Origin of the sequence: Cellulomonas phragmiteti (genome assembly GCF_016862775.1) — a bacterium.
Taxonomy (GTDB): Bacteria; Actinomycetota; Actinomycetes; order Actinomycetales; family Cellulomonadaceae; genus Cellulomonas; species Cellulomonas phragmiteti.
The window spans coordinates 221,126-235,739 of sequence record NZ_BONP01000003.1; the positions used below are offsets into that span (position 1 = coordinate 221,126).

The 14,614-nt window shown below is 75.8% G+C and carries 13 protein-coding genes and 1 riboswitch; of the genes, 9 read left to right on the plus strand and 4 right to left on the minus strand.

Features of this window, described 5'->3' with window-relative positions; translation table 11 throughout:
* Positions 1–17 precede the first annotated feature (17 nt).
* On the plus strand, positions 18–1,322 hold the full coding sequence (locus Cph01nite_RS04360; protein ID WP_239069018.1) for a cell division protein PerM: 1,305 nt from the start codon (positions 18–20) through the stop codon (positions 1,320–1,322).
* 39 nt (positions 1,323–1,361) lie between these two features.
* On the opposite strand, the gene Cph01nite_RS04365 is transcribed toward Cph01nite_RS04360, so the two are convergent.
* Positions 1,362–1,964: a hypothetical protein gene (locus tag Cph01nite_RS04365; RefSeq protein WP_203671438.1), complete on the minus strand. Its 603-nt coding sequence runs from the start codon at positions 1,962–1,964 to the stop codon at positions 1,362–1,364.
* Positions 1,965–2,037: 73 nt separating this feature from the next.
* On the opposite strand from Cph01nite_RS04365, the gene purN reads away from it, so the two are divergent.
* Positions 2,038–2,709 (plus strand): phosphoribosylglycinamide formyltransferase, encoded by a 672-nt coding sequence (gene purN, locus Cph01nite_RS04370; RefSeq protein ID WP_239069019.1) that lies wholly within the window; start codon positions 2,038–2,040, stop codon positions 2,707–2,709.
* Positions 2,710–2,713: 4 nt separating this feature from the next.
* Positions 2,714–2,802, plus strand: a riboswitch (ZMP/ZTP riboswitch).
* Between the two features lie 47 nt (positions 2,803–2,849).
* A complete protein-coding gene (purH, locus tag Cph01nite_RS04375; RefSeq protein ID WP_203671442.1) occupies positions 2,850–4,484 on the plus strand; it encodes a bifunctional phosphoribosylaminoimidazolecarboxamide formyltransferase/IMP cyclohydrolase in 1,635 nt (544 codons plus the stop codon).
* A gap of 45 nt (positions 4,485–4,529) precedes the next feature.
* Here purH and Cph01nite_RS04380 read toward each other — a convergent pair whose 3' ends face one another.
* Positions 4,530–5,789, minus strand: a complete 1,260-nt coding sequence (locus Cph01nite_RS04380; protein ID WP_203671443.1) for an NAD(P)/FAD-dependent oxidoreductase — start codon at positions 5,787–5,789, stop codon at positions 4,530–4,532.
* 131 nt (positions 5,790–5,920) lie between these two features.
* Between Cph01nite_RS04380 and Cph01nite_RS04385 the strand changes: the two genes are divergently transcribed.
* Complete coding sequence (locus Cph01nite_RS04385; RefSeq protein WP_203671445.1) at positions 5,921–6,382, plus strand: DUF3017 domain-containing protein; 462 nt, start codon at positions 5,921–5,923, stop codon at positions 6,380–6,382.
* Positions 6,383–6,452: 70 nt separating this feature from the next.
* Here the strand turns inward: Cph01nite_RS04385 and Cph01nite_RS04390 are convergent, their stop codons facing one another.
* Entirely contained in the window at positions 6,453–7,475 is a 1,023-nt protein-coding gene (locus tag Cph01nite_RS04390) for an aquaporin (protein ID WP_203671447.1), read from the minus strand.
* 244 nt (positions 7,476–7,719) lie between these two features.
* Between Cph01nite_RS04390 and Cph01nite_RS04395 the strand changes: the two genes are divergently transcribed.
* The gene (locus Cph01nite_RS04395; protein WP_203671448.1) at positions 7,720–8,937 is read left to right on the plus strand and encodes an NADP-dependent isocitrate dehydrogenase; all 1,218 of its coding nucleotides are present in this window, start codon (positions 7,720–7,722) and stop codon (positions 8,935–8,937) included.
* 137 nt (positions 8,938–9,074) lie between these two features.
* Positions 9,075–10,067 carry a malate dehydrogenase gene (locus tag Cph01nite_RS04400; RefSeq protein WP_203671450.1) on the plus strand — a complete coding sequence of 331 codons (993 nt, stop codon included), beginning with the start codon at positions 9,075–9,077 and terminating at the stop codon, positions 10,065–10,067.
* 56 nt (positions 10,068–10,123) lie between these two features.
* Here Cph01nite_RS04400 and Cph01nite_RS04405 read toward each other — a convergent pair whose 3' ends face one another.
* Positions 10,124–10,759, minus strand: a complete 636-nt coding sequence (locus Cph01nite_RS04405; protein WP_203671451.1) for an alpha/beta fold hydrolase — start codon at positions 10,757–10,759, stop codon at positions 10,124–10,126.
* A 184-nt stretch (positions 10,760–10,943) separates the two neighbouring features.
* Between Cph01nite_RS04405 and Cph01nite_RS04410 the strand changes: the two genes are divergently transcribed.
* From Cph01nite_RS04410 to Cph01nite_RS04420, 3 genes are read left to right on the plus strand one after another with little or no spacing between them, the layout of a single operon-like run.
* A complete protein-coding gene (locus Cph01nite_RS04410) occupies positions 10,944–12,494 on the plus strand; it encodes an ABC transporter ATP-binding protein (RefSeq protein ID WP_203671452.1) in 1,551 nt (516 codons plus the stop codon).
* Positions 12,491–13,615 (plus strand): ABC transporter permease, encoded by a 1,125-nt coding sequence (locus Cph01nite_RS04415; RefSeq protein WP_203671453.1) that lies wholly within the window; start codon positions 12,491–12,493, stop codon positions 13,613–13,615. Before Cph01nite_RS04410 ends, Cph01nite_RS04415 begins: the two co-directional genes overlap by 4 nt.
* A complete protein-coding gene (locus Cph01nite_RS04420; protein WP_203671454.1) occupies positions 13,612–14,523 on the plus strand; it encodes an ABC transporter permease in 912 nt (303 codons plus the stop codon). Before Cph01nite_RS04415 ends, Cph01nite_RS04420 begins: the two co-directional genes overlap by 4 nt.
* The last annotated feature ends 91 nt before the right edge of the window (positions 14,524–14,614 follow it).

Sequence of the window (14,614 nt, forward strand, 5' to 3'; positions counted from 1 at the left end):
CCGGTCACCATGGGCGGGTGCCCCTGTCCACCGGTCCCGTCCCCGTCGCGGGGCGCGCCCGTCGCGTCCTGCAGGACGACCCGCGCCCGACGTTCTTCACGTCGACGATCGACGGCGCCCCCCGGTGGGCGATCGGCGTGCTCACGGCCGTGCAGGCCGCGGCGCTGTCGCTGCTGACGCTCGCGGTGCCCGCGATCGCGGTGTTCGTCGCGACGTCGGCGGACCCCGCCAACGCCGACGTGGGGTGGACCCGTGCGGTCGTCGTGGCGACCAACCTGTGGCTGCTCGCGCACGGCGTGCCCGCGGGCCTCGGTGGCGTGGTCGTGTCCGTCGTCCCGCTGGGGCTGACGGTGCTGGCCCTGTTCACCTGCTACGCCTCGGCGCGCCGCTCGGGCCACGCGACCCGCAGCGGCGCCCTCGCCTCGATCGGCGGCTACGCGGGCGTCACCGGGCTCGTCGCGCTCGTCGTCGGTGCGGGTGCGGCGGGGGTGCTGCGGGCGCTCGTCGGCGGCCTGCTGGTCGGTGGCCTGGGCATCGGTGCCGGTCTGCTGCGGCGTCCCGAGGCGCCCCCGTGGGGGCGGGTCGTCGCACCGCTCGGTGACCGGCTCCCGGCCCCCGTGGCGGTGGGTGTGCGGGCCGGCGTGCTCGCCGCGGCCGGCCTCGTGGCGCTCGCCGCGCTGCTGACGACGCTGTGGGTGCTCGCGGGCCGTGCGACGGTCGTCGACGTGGCCCGCGGCCTGTCGCTCGACGCGGTCGGCGGCATCGTGCTCGCCCTCGCCGAGCTCGCGTTCGTGCCCAACCTCGTCGTGTGGGCACTGGCGTGGATCGCCGGTCCGGGCTTCGCCGTCGGGGCGGGTACGCGCTTCGCGCCCTCCGAGGTGGTGGGGGGGCCGATGCCCGCGCTGCCGCTGCTCGGGGCGCTGCCGGACGCGCACGGTGGGGCCGTGCTGCTCGCACCGCTGCTCGTCGTGGGTGTCGGCGTCCTCGCCGGGCTCGCCGTCCACCGGTGGCTCGAGCCGGTCCGGCCCCGGGACGTCGCGGTGGCCGTGGGGGTCGCCGCGCTGGTCGCTGGGATCCTGGCGGCCCTGCTCGTGGCCGTGGCCGGCGGTGCCGCCGGCCCGGGGCGGATGGCGCAGGTCGGTGCCCACCCGTGGTGGGTGGGTCTGGTCGTCGCCGCCGGGGTCGGGGGTGGCGTGGCGGTCGCGGCCGTGCCGTCCGACCGTGCCGTGCGCGACGCGGTGCAGGACCGGTGGGCGCGGCGGCGCGGTGCCGTGCCGGCAGGCGTGCCCGACGCCGCGCCGGGCGCCGCGTCCGACACCTGACGGGGTGACGTGACGGGCTGAGGCGCCCCCGGTGGGACGTCAGGGCGGGGTGGGGACGCCCAGGCGTCCGAGCACGGACGTCAGCCGCTCGCGCATGTCCAGCTCGAGCTGGGTCGCGCACCCGCGCTGCGCCTGCTGGGTGAGGGCCGCCCGCTCGCACCGCGCGTACTCCTGGGCCGCGTCCACGTAGAGCAGGGTCTGGGCGCTGATGGCCACCCAGGCGAGGGCTGCCACGATGAGCACGACCGGCAGCACGATCACCGGGCCCCGGGCGCGGGCGCGGGCGGCGCGGACGACGGCGACGATCGCGAGCACGAGCCCGGCGACCGCGGCGACCGGTGCGCCGAGCATGGCCGGCCACGAGGCGCCGACGAGCAGCACCGAGGCGAGCAGCGCCGCGGCGGTCCAGGCGGCCGTGCGGGTGGCGCTCGCGACGCCCGCCGGATCGGGCGGGGGGGACGGGTGCGGCGCGTGCGGCGGCCCGGGCTGTGCCGGGGGCACCGGCCCGTGCGGGGTCGGCGCACCGGGCGTCGGTCCGGAGGCCCCCGTGGGCATCTCGGGGAGCTGCTCGGGCGTCGGCTGACCGGCCCCTTGCTGCCCGGGGGGCGACGACGGGTCCGGCGGTGCCCACGGGTTGGCCATGGCGCCATTCTCGCGCACGTCGCGGGTGGACGTGCGCCGGTGCGGTGCGGGCCGGGCCGGTAGGTTGCCCGGCGTGACGTCCTCCTCGCAGCCCGGCCCGCCCCCGCCCGACCGCGCCTCGGTACCGACGCACCGCCTGGTGGTGCTCGTCTCCGGCGGGGGGTCCAACCTCGGCGCCCTCCTCGACGCGCACAGCGACCCGGCGTACGGCGCCCGCGTCGTGGGCGTGGTCTCGGACAGGCCCGGGATCGCGGCGCTCGACCGGGCGCGCGACGCGGGCGTGCCCACGGCCGTCGTCGCGCTGCGGGACTTCCCGGACCGCGCGACCTGGGACCGCGCGCTCACCGAGGCGGTGGGCGTCTTCTCGCCCGACACGGTGGTCGCGGCGGGGTTCATGAAGCTGGTGGGCGCGACGTTCCTCGGCCGGTTCGGCGGCCGGACGGTCAACACGCACCCGGCGCTGCTGCCGTCGTTCCCCGGGGCGCACGGCGTGCGGGACGCCCTCGCCTACGGGGTCAAGGTCAGCGGGTGCTCGGTGATCGTCGTCGACGAGGGCGTCGACGCCGGGCCGATCATCGCGCAGGAGACGGTGCCGGTGGCCGACGACGACACCGAGGAGACGCTGCACGAGCGCATCAAGGTCGTCGAGCGGCGGCTGCTCGTGGACGTCGTCGGCCGGATCGCGCGCGAGGGCCTGAGCGTCGAGGGCCGCCGCGCACGCCTGGGCCGGGGCCCGGGCCGCTAGACTCGGCCGCGGTCGTGACTGGCGCAGGTGGAGGACCACCGGGGAGCGACCGCGCACACCCCCTGCCGTGCACCGCCCGCCTGGGTGCCGGGGTCCACCGAGGTCCGCCCGGACCACCGACCGACCCAGGAAGGCGCGCCATGCCGCACGGCACCACCCCCCTCGCCCCCGTCCCCGACCCGACCGCCGACGCCACGCGCCGCCCCGTGCGTCGTGCGCTGCTCTCGGTCTACGACAAGTCCGGCCTCGTCGAGCTGGCGACGGCGCTGCACGCGGCCGGCGTCGAGCTCGTCTCGACCGGCTCGACGGCCGCGACCGTGGCCGCCGCGGGCGTCCCCGTGACGCGCGTCGAGGACGTCACCGGCTTCCCCGAGTGCCTGGACGGGCGCGTCAAGACCCTGCACCCGCGGGTGCACGCGGGGATCCTCGCGGACACCCGCCGCCCCGAGCACGTCGCACAGCTCGACGAGCTGGGCGTCGCGGCGTTCGAGCTCGTCGTCGTCAACCTGTACCCGTTCACGCAGACCGTGGCGTCCGGCGCGGGCGTCGACGAGTGCGTCGAGCAGATCGACATCGGCGGCCCCTCGATGGTGCGGGCCGCGGCCAAGAACCACCCGAGCGTCGCCGTCGTCGTCGACCCGGCCCGCTACGACGACGTCGTCGCCGCGGTCGCCGCCGGGGGCTTCACGCTCGCCGAGCGCACGCGCCTGGCCGCGCAGGCCTTCGTCCACACCGCCTCCTACGACGTGGCCGTCGCGTCCTGGATGGGCAGCGTCGCCACGACGACCGACGAGGTCGCGGGCGTGGCGACCGGGTTCCCGGCCTGGATCGGCGCGACCTGGGAGCGCGCCGACGTGCTGCGCTACGGCGAGAACCCGCACCAGCGTGCCGCGCTCTACACGACCGGCCACGGCCCGGCCGGGCTCGCGCAGGCCCGTCAGCTGCACGGCAAGGCGATGAGCTACAACAACTACGTCGACGCCGACGCCGCGTGGCGCGCCGCGCACGACCACGGCGACGCCCCGACGGTCGCGGTCGTCAAGCACGCGAACCCGTGCGGGATCGCCGTGGGCGCGGACGTCGCCGACGCCCACGCCCGGGCGCACGCCTGCGACCCGGTCTCGGCGTTCGGCGGGGTCATCGCCACCAACCAGCGCCTGACGCGCGCGGCGGCCGAGCAGATCGCGCCCGTGTTCACCGAGGTCGTCGTCGCCCCCGCGTTCGACGACGACGCGCTCGACCTGCTCGCGCAGAAGAAGAACATCCGGCTCCTCGTCGTCGAGGCCCCGCCCGCGTCCCGGACCGAGACGCGCCCCGTCTCCGGGGGGCTGCTCGTGCAGGCGGTCGACCGCCTCGACGCCCCGGGCGACGACCCCGCCGCGTGGACCCTGGCGGCGGGCGAGCCCGCGGACGACGCGACGCTGGCCGACCTGGCGTTCGCGTGGCGGGCCGTGCGGGCCGTGAAGTCCAACGCGATCCTGCTCGCCGACCAGGGTGCGTCCGTGGGCGTGGGCATGGGGCAGGTCAACCGCGTCGACTCCTGCCGGCTGGCCGTCGAGCGCGCGAACGCGGGCGGCGTCGAGCGGGCACGCGGCGCCGTCGCCGCGTCCGACGCGTTCTTCCCGTTCGCCGACGGGCTGCAGGTGCTGCTCGACGCGGGCGTGCGCGCCGTCGTCCAGCCGGGCGGGTCGGTCCGCGACGAGGAGGTCGTCGCGGCCGCGGCCGCGGCGGGCGTCACGCTGTACCTCACCGGCACCCGGCACTTCGCGCACTGACGCGCCCGGCCGCCCTCCCCGGCGGGGAGGGCGGCCCGGGGCCGCTCACGTCGCCGGTGACGTCCGCAGCACGGTCCGCAGGTCGTCGTCCGGACCGGGCGCGTCCGGCAGGACGACGCGGGGCAGGTCGTCACGCGCGAACAGGCGGCGGGCCGCGCCGACGTCGCGCGGCCGGTCCACGACGAGCGCGCCGGTGACGAGGTCCCCGCGCGCCCACAGCGCCGTCCACCCGGTGCCCGTCGGATCGCCCAGCACGGTCACGCGGTCCTCGGCCCCCGGCAGACCGAACATCGTCAGGTCGTGCCCGAGCTGCGTGGAGAACACGTAGGGCGTGGGCTCGGGGCCCTCGACCGGCACCCCGAGCAGCCGGCGCACCAGCACGTCGGGGCCGTGCAGGGCCTCGTCCCAGTGCCCGCCGGGCACCCAGCCGTGCCGGGCCGAGCGCCGCACGGCGACGTCGCCGACCGCCAGCAGCCCCGGCAGCGGGCCGGACGGCCCCAGCACCCGGTACGACTCGTCGACGGCCACGGCGCCGGCGCGCAGCGGCACGGCGTCCGCCAGCCACCTGGTCGCGGGACGCGCCCCCACGGCGACGAGCACCGCGTCCGCAGCCAGCCGCGAGCCGTCCGCGAGCAGGATCCCGGTGCCGTCCACGGTGGCCACCCGCGCGGACGTGCGCAGGTCCACCCCCGCGGCCGCGTACCAGGGTGCCGTCAGGGCGCCGACCTGCGCGCCGAGCGCCGTCGACAACGGCGCGGCCTGCGCCTCGAGCACGGTCACGGCGTGCCCCGCCGCCGCGGCGACCCCGGCGACCTCGGCGCCCACCCAGCCCGCACCGACGACGACGAGCCGGCGCGGCCCGCCCGCCAGCGCCGCGCGCAGGCCGTCGGCGTCGGCGGCGGTGTGCAGCGTGCGTGCGTGCCAGCCGGGCACGGTCGTGGCGTGCGCACCGGTCGCCAGCACGACGCACGACGACGTCAGCTCCCCCTCGTCGGTGGTGACGACCGCGCCGCCCCCGGCCAGCGGGCGCAGGGCGCGGGCCGGGCGGGCCAGGTGCACCTCGTCGGCGAGCGCGTGCAGGTCGTGGCCGAGGTCGTCGGCGAGCCAGGCGGGCGAGGACCGGTCGAGCAGGTGCTTGGACAGCGGCGGCCGGTCGTAGGGCGCGACGCCCTCGGCCCCCAGCAGGCGCACCGGGCCGTCGTAGCCGTGGTCCCGCAGCGCGGCGACGGTCCGCAGCGCGGCGAGACCGCCACCGACCACGAGGACGTCGGCCGGGGGGAGGGGGGCGCGTCGCGGGTCGGTCACGGGGTTCACCGTAACGAGGGTGGCACAGCGGTACGCTGGGTCCGCCGCGCACGTCGGCGGGCGCGTCCGGTCACCGACCCGGGCGTCCTCCCGGCCGTGCGGTGCCCACGACGCACGGAGGGAGCGCACGGATGTCGACGCCCGCGCGCACCCCCGCCGCCGGACTGCCGGGTCCGGTGTGGCCCTCGCGGCCCGTTCCCCCGACGGTGCCGGCGTCCCTCGCGGCACCGTCCGCCGCGCCCCCCGTGGCGACACGGCCGGAGCCACCCGCAGCCGCCGAGGTCCCCGCGGAGGAGCTCCCGCTCGACCCGCGCAGCATCGCGCGTGCCGCGCTCGCGGCCGGCCGCAACAGGTCCCTGTGGTGGACGATGTCGGGGATCGTCGTGGCCGTGGCCGTGGCGTTCGTGACGGACGCCGTCGTCGGGACGTTCGCGCTCGCGCTGCTGCTGCTCGCGTCGGCGGTCGTGCGGGCCCTCGCCCCGGCTCCCGGACCCGCGGCGGTCTCGGTGCGCTCCAAGCCGCTCGACGTCGCGGTCCTCGCCGGGAGCGCGGCCACGCTGGTGGTGCTGGCGTCGGTCCTGCCGCCGGGCTGAGTCGCCGACGGACCCGCCAGGACGACGACGGCCCCGGGAGCCGTGCTCCCGGGGCCGTCGTGCGGGGGTGTCAGCGGTCGACGACGACCACGTCCTCCTCGGCGACGTACAGGTCGTCCTCGGCGAACAGCGAGTCCTCGAGGGGCTCGGCCGCGAAGGCGCGGTAGACCAGCGCCGCGATCGCGGCGCCGAGGAGCGGCGCGGCCCAGAAGAGCCACACCTGCTCCAGCGCCCACGACTCGGAGAAGATCGCCGCGGCGAGCGAGCGTGCCGGGTTGAGCGAGCCGTTGGTCACCGGCAGCGCGAGCAGCAGCAGCGCCGTGTAGGTCAGGCCCACGGCGAACGGCAGGTGCTGCTTGTTCGCGCGGCGGTCGGTGGCGCCGAGGATGACGCCGACGAACACGGCCGTGCCGACGACCTCGACGAGGAGCGCGGCGACGAGGCCGAACTCGGCCTGGCCCTGCGACAGCGTCGCCAGGGGGGAGTGGTCGCCGAACCCGTTGGCGGTGCCGCTGAAGAACGTGCGGACCCCGGCCTCGCCGCCCTGGCTGACGAGGCCCGGCAGGGCGGGCGGCACGGTGAGGAACAGGACGGCCGCGCCGAGCGCGCCGCCGACGACCTGCGCGAGCCAGTAGGGCAGCAGGTCGCGGAACGGGGTGCGACCGGCGAGGCAGGCGCCCAGGGTCACGGCGGGGTTGAAGTGCCCGCCCGAGACGTTGCCGACGGCGACGATGCCCGCCAGGACCGCGATGCCGAAGCCGAGGGCGACGCCGAGACCGCCGCCGACGTTGGAGAACGCGGCGTACAGGGCGATGCCGACGCCGACGAGGACGAGGACGAAGGTGCCGAGCGCCTCGGCGCCGAGGCGCGCGAGCAGGCCCGGTCCGGCAGCGACGACGGTCCCGGCGGGCAGCACGTAGGCGTCGTCGTCGTCCTCCTCGACGACGGCGGCGGCGGTCCGCGGCGCGGCGGGCTCGGCGACGACGACCTCCTCGACGACGACCTCCTCGACCGGCTCGGCGGGGGTGCTGGCGGGGGTGGTGTCCTCGGGCTCGGGGGAGTCCTCGGGTGTCTGAGGCTTCTGCTGGGACATGTCGGTCCTGTCGTGTGAGGTGGGTGAGCCACCGGTCGGTGCCGCGTCGTCGTGCCGGGCCCGGAGGGTGGGTGCGGTGCGACGACAACGGGGCGAACTACGCAGGGCACAGCATGCCAGCCCGGGCTGTGCGTGCGCAGGGATGCGGGTCCCGGGCCCGCGCCGGGGCGGACGGGACCTCCCAGGTCTCTCGACGTCGAGTAACCTGGGCGGCACACCCACGGCACAGGAGGCAGGCCCCCGCATGGCGAAGATCAAGGTCGTCGGCCCGGTCGTCGAGCTCGACGGCGACGAGATGACGCGCATCATCTGGCAGTTCATCAAGGACCGCCTGATCCACCCGTACCTCGACATCGACCTGCGCTACTACGACCTGTCGATCCAGAACCGCGACGCCACCGACGACCAGGTGACGATCGACGCGGCCCACGCCATCAAGGAGCACGGCGTCGGGGTCAAGTGCGCGACGATCACGCCCGACGAGGCCCGCGTCGAGGAGTTCGGCCTGAAGAAGATGTGGGTCTCGCCCAACGGCACGATCCGCAACATCCTCGGCGGCGTCGTCTTCCGCGAGCCGATCATCATCTCGAACATCCCGCGGCTGGTCCCGGGCTGGAACAAGCCGATCATCATCGGCCGGCACGCCCACGGCGACCAGTACAAGTCGACGAACTTCAAGGTGCCCGGCGCCGGGAAGATCACGATGACGTTCGAGCCGGCCGACGGCTCCGAGCCGCAGAAGTTCGAGGTCGTGACGATGCCCGAGGCCGGCGGCGTCGCCATGGGCATGTACAACTTCAACGAGTCGATCCGCGACTTCGCGCGCGCCTCGTTCGCGTACGGCCTGCAGCGCGGGTACCCCGTGTACCTGTCGACCAAGAACACGATCCTCAAGGCGTACGACGGTGCGTTCAAGGACATCTTCGCGGAGGTGTTCGAGGCCGAGTTCAAGGCGGACTTCGACGCCGCCGGCCTGACCTACGAGCACCGCCTGATCGACGACATGGTCGCCGCCGCGATGAAGTGGGAGGGCGGCTACGTCTGGGCGTGCAAGAACTACGACGGCGACGTCCAGTCCGACACCGTCGCGCAGGGCTTCGGCTCGCTCGGCCTCATGACCTCGGTGCTCATGACGCCGGACGGCAAGACCGTCGAGGCGGAGGCCGCGCACGGCACGGTCACGCGCCACTTCCGGCAGCACCAGGCCGGCAAGCCCACGTCGACGAACCCGATCGCGTCGATCTTCGCGTGGACCGGCGGCCTCAAGCACCGCGGCAAGCTCGACGGCACGCCCGAGGTCACGCAGTTCGCGCAGACCCTCGAGCAGGTCGTCATCGAGACGGTCGAGAGCGGCAAGATGACCAAGGACCTCGCGTCCCTCGTCGGCCCCGAGCAGGCCTGGCTGACGACCGAGGAGTTCCTCGCCGCGCTCGACGAGAACCTCGCCGCGCGCCTGGCCTGACGCGCCGCGCACGACGGTCACCGACGGCGTCCTCCCGCACGGGAGGGCGCCGTCGTGCGTGCGCCTCGGGTAGGTTCGACGCAGGCGTGGACGTCGGGACGTCGCGCCGTCTGCCGGCCGACCGAAGGAGCCCGTCCGTGTCGCTCACCACGCCCGCTGTCGTCACCGTCACCGGCGCCGCCGGTCAGATCGGGTACGCCCTCGCCTTCCGCATCGCCTCGGGCCAGCTCCTGGGCCCGGACACGCCCGTGCGGCTGCGGATGCTGGAGATCCCGCCCGCCGTGAAGGCCGCCGAGGGTGTCGCGATGGAGCTCGACGACTGCGCGTTCCCGCTGCTGGACGGCATCGACATCACCGACGACGCCACCGCCGCGTTCGACGGCGTCAACGTCGCGCTGCTGGTGGGCGCCCGGCCCCGGACCAAGGGCATGGAGCGCGGTGATCTGCTCAGCGCCAACGGCGGCATCTTCGGCCCGCAGGGCGCGGCGATCAACGCCGGGGCCGCGGACGACGTGCGCGTCCTGGTCGTCGGCAACCCCGCCAACACGAACGCGTACATCGCGTCGTCGCACGCACCCGACGTCCCGGCGGACCGCTTCACCGCGATGACGCGGCTGGACCACAACCGGGCGCTCGCGCAGCTGCGGCACCGCACGGGCGCGGCGATCGACGACATCGCCCGCCTCGCGATCTGGGGCAACCACTCGGCGACGCAGTACCCGGACCTCACGCACGCGACCATCGCCGGGCGCCCCGCGCTCGAGGTCGTCGGCGACGACGCCTGGGTGCGGGACACGTTCATCCCCACGGTCGCCAAGCGGGGCGCCGCCATCATCGAGGCGCGCGGCGCGTCCTCGGCGGCGTCGGCGGCCAACGCGGCCATCGACCACGTCCACACCTGGGTCCACGGCACGGCCGACGGTGACTGGACGTCTGCGGGCGTGGTGTCCGACGGGTCGTACGGCGTGCCGGAGGGGCTCATCTCGTCGTTCCCCGTCACCGCCGCGGGCGGCGCGTACACGATCGTGCCGGACCTGGAGGTCGACGCGTTCTCGCGCGAGCGCATCGACGCCTCGGTGGCCGAGCTCGTCGAGGAGCGCGAGGCGGTGCGGGCGCTCGGGCTGGTCTGACGCCGTCGGCCCGGCTCCCGTGCCGGGCGGTGGCGGCGGGTGGTGGCGGCGGGCACTCAGCCCGCCGCCACCCGTGCCATCTCGCGGACGACCGCGGCGAGCGCGTGCGGGGCGTCGTGCTGGACGTAGTGCCCGCAGCCCGGGAGCACCCGGACGGCGACGCCGTACCGGCGGTGCAGCTCGGCAGCGGCGGTGTGGCGCGGCCGGGGTGAGCGCCCCCCCACGGTGACGAGGACGGGGCCCTGGCCTGCGCCGGGCGCGGCGGGCTCGAACGCGCGGAACATCGCCAGGTCGCGGCCGACGGCGGCGTGGTCGTCGGGTGCGTCGTCGATCCGCCAGGTCGGCCCGTACAGCGCGGCCCCGAAGCCGGCGACGCCGCCGGTGCGCCAGCCCTCGACGACGTGGTCGAGCAGGCCGGGGACGAGCGACCCGACGGCGGGCTCGTGCAGCACCGCCCCGGCGAGCGGGACGTCGGTCGCGGCGAGCGCCAGGCCGAGGGTCGCGCCGCCGCTGACCCCCACGACGAGAGCGCCCGCGGCGTCGCCGAGCGCGTCGAGCTCGCGCCGCAGGTCCCCGGTGCTGGGGCGGGTGGCCGCGACGACGTCGAGGCCGGTCAGCAGCGGCACGAGGCGGTCCCAGACCCGGGCGGTCGTCGCCGCGCCGTGCACGAGCAGGACGCGGGGCGGCGGCATGGCGCGAGCCTAGGGCGCGCGGGTCGCGACGTCCCGACCCGCCGGCCGGCCCGCTGCGTCAGATACGGAGCCGTTACGTCACGCACCTCTGTCCGAAACATCCCGCTCCTACGTTGTGGCGCGTGGATACACGCAGGGATACTGCGGTGGATACACCACCGCGCGCCCGCGGAGCGGCACGGCCATGACAGCCGAGCCGGTCGTCCGCGCCGCCAGCCGGGTCGGCAAGCCGCCCGCGTTGCTCGAGGCCCGCAGCCTCACCAAGCGCTTCGGTGACGTGGTCGCCAACGCCGACGTCGACCTGACCGTGCTCCCGGGCACGGTGCACGGGCTGATCGGGGAGAACGGCGCCGGCAAGAGCACGCTGCTGAAGATGCTGTACGGCGTCTACACCCCCGACGAGGGCCGGCTCTACGTCGACGGCGCGCCCGTCGAGCCCGGCAGCCCGGCGGACGCCCGTGCGCTCGGCATCGGCATGGTCTTCCAGGACCTGCGCCTGGTGCCCGCGCTGACCGTGGCCGAGAACATCGCCCTCGCCCTGCCCCGGGGACCGCTGCTCGGCCTGCGGGCGCTCTCGGCGCGCGTCACCGAGGCGTCCGAGCGCTACGGGCTGTCCGTCGACCCGGCGGCGACGGTGCGCCACCTGTCCATCGGCGAGCGCCAGCGCACCGAGATCCTCAAGGTCCTCATGACCGGGGCGCGGCTCGTCATCCTCGACGAGCCCACCAGCGTGCTGGCGCCGCGCGAGGTCGACGCGCTCTTCGAGGTCGTCGCGCAGCTGCGCGACCAGGGGCTGGCGGTCGTGCTCGTCACGCACAAGCTCAACGAGGTCCGGGCGATCGCCGACCAGGTCACGGTCCTGCGCGGGGGACGCGTGATCGTCGGAGCCGCCGACCCGGGGGGCTTCACGGACGAGGAGCTGGTGGAGGCCATGGTCGGGCGGCGCGTGCCTCCGCTCTCGCAGGAGCGCCCACCCGTGCCGGACACCGAGCGCCCGGCCCTGGAGCTGCGCGGCGCGACCGCGCAGGGCGACCGCGGGCACGTCGCGCTCAAGCGTGTCGACCTCGACGTGCGCCCCGGGGAGCTCGTCGGTGTCGCCGGCGTGGCCGGCAGCGGGCAGAAGGAGCTGTGCGAGGTCGCGCTGGGGCTGCGTCCGCTCGCGTCGGGGACCGTGCGCCTCGGCGACGGCGAGCCCGGGCGGCTGAGCGTCCGCACCGCGCTCGACCAGGGAGCCGTGACGATCCCCGAGGACCCCGTCGCGGACTCGGTCGTGCCCGGGCTGACGGTGCTGGAGCACATGGTCCTCGACGGGCGGCCCGTCCCCCGGCGCGGGCTCGGCGTCGACTGGGGAGCCGTCGAGGCCCGGACCCGGCAGCTCGACGAGCAGGCGGGCCTGCACATCGCCCCGCGCGGACGGCAGCTCGCCTCGCTGTCGGGCGGCAACATCCAGCGGGTCGTCCTGACGCGCGAGCTCGGCCAGGACGCGACGGTCGTCGTCGCGGCCTACCCGAGCCGCGGGCTGGACGTCGCGAACACCCGGCGGACGCAGGAGCTGCTGCTCGCGCACCGCGACCGCGGCGCGGCCGTGCTGGTCGTCTCGGAGGACATCGACGAGCTCCTCGCCCTCGCGGACCGCATCGCGGTCATGCACGACGGCCACGTCGTCGGCGTGGTCGACACCGCGGACGCCGACCGGATGTCGATCGGCCGCCTGATGCTCGGAGGTGCCGCGTGAGCCAGGGGACCCGGGCCGGGACGCAGCCGGTCACGCAGGACGCCCCCGCGGGCGTCGACCCGCCGCCCGGGCCCACGTCGTGGCCGTCGCGCGCGCGGTCCGCGACGGCCTGGCTGCCGGGCGCGGCGCGCTGGGCCGGTGCGCTGCTCGCCGGGCTCGTCGTGTTCAGCGCGTTCGTGGCCGCGAACGGCGCGGACCCGCTGGCGGTCCTCGCCGACATCTGGACCTCGACGCTCACCCAGCCCGGTCAGTTCCAGCAGATCGTGCTGCGGGCCGCCCCGATCGCCCTCGCGGGGCTCGCGGTCGTGGTGCCCGCGCGCGCCGGCCTGGTCAACGTGGGGGGCGAGGGGCAGATCGTCGTCGGCGGCATCGCCGCCGCGGGTGCCGCGATGTGGCTCACGCCGTTCTCGTCGGTCGGTGGCGTGCTGGCGGGCATGGTCGTGGCCGCGGCGCTCGCCGGTGCGGCCTGGGCCGGGATCGCGGCGGCGCTGCGTCTGGTCGTGCAGGTCAACGAGGCCGTGACCACCCTGCTCCTCAACTACGTCGCCCTCTACTCGATGCTCTTCCTCATCCTCGGGCCCTGGAAGGACCCGGCGGCGCTCGGGCAGTCGACCAGCGTCGAGCTGGTCGACTCCGTCAAGCTCCCCGTGTTCTCCGGCACGTCGATCCACGTCGGTGTCGTGCTCGCCGTCGTCGCCGCCGCGGCGGTGTGGTTCGCCCTGACCCGTACGTCCTGGGGCTTCCGCCTCACGGTGGTCGGGGGCAACGCCGAGGCCGCGCGCCGGGCGGGGCTGCCGGTCGTGCGGCTGCTGCTCACCGCCCTGCTCATCGGCGGGGCGCTGGCCGGACTCGCCGGGTTCCTGCAGCTCGCGGGCATGGAGTACAAGCTGCGCCCGACCTTCGGCCTGACGATCGGCTACGTCGCGTTCCTGGCGTCGTGGCTCGCCCGGCACAAGCCGCTGCCCCTGCTGCTGACGTCGTTCGTGCTGGCAGCGATCGCCGTGTCCGGCAACAGCCTGCAGATCGGCTCGGGGCTGCCGGCCGCGAGCGTCAACATCCTCATGGGCCTGCTGCTCGTCACCGTCCTCGGCTGGACGAGCGCACGGAAGGAGCGCGCGTGATCATCGACATCCTCGCGGGCGCGGTGCGCGGCGGGACCTCCATCATGTACGCCGGGCTGGGCGAGACGGTGTCCGAGCGGGCCGGTGTCGTCAACCTCGGCACCGAGGGCGCGATGCTCGTCGGGGCGCTCGGCGGGTACGCCGTGACGGCCGGCACCGGTGACCCGTGGATCGGCGTGCTGGGTGGTGCGCTCGCGGGTGCGCTGCTCAGTCTCGTCCACGCGGTGCTCGTCGTGAGCCGCGGGGCCAACCAGTTCGCGAGCGGCCTGACCCTCTACTTCCTCGCCCTGGGCGTCACCGCGCTGTTCGGTGCGGGCTTCGTCAGCCGCCAGATCAACGCCTTCGCGACCGTCCCGGTGCCGGTGCTCTCCGAGATCCCCGGTGTCGGCCCGGTCCTGTTCGACCACGACCCGCTCGTCTACGTCGCGTACGTCGCGGCGCCGCTGGTGTGGTGGGTCCTGTACCGCACCCGCGTCGGGCTGCTCGTGCGCACGGCGGGGGAGCGCCCGCAGGCGCTCCAGGTGCACGGGTACAGCGTCACCGCCGTGCGGTACGGCGCGACGGTGGTCGGCGGCGCGCTGGCGGGCGTCGCCGGGTCGCACCTGTCCATCGCCTACACCAACAGCTGGTTCGAGAACATGGTCGCCGGTCGCGGGTTCATCGCGGTCGCCCTGGTCATCTTCGCGATGTGGAACCCGCTGCGGATCATGGCCGGCGCCTACCTCTTCGGTGCGGCGCTGTCCCTGGCGTCCGTCCTGCAGACCGCGGGCGTCGCCGTCAACCAGTTCGCCCTCAACCTCGTGCCGTTCGTCCTCACCCTGGCCGTCCTGGCCGTCCTCGGCAGACGCACGCTGCAGGCCGCCCCGGACGAGCTGCTGCGCGTCTTCGACAGCAGCCGAGCGGCGTGAGCACGCCCCGCCCCCGACCACCCACCCGACCGATCACCCACCTCCCCGCACGTCCCGCGACCCCGGCCCCCGGCCGGACAGGAAGGACACC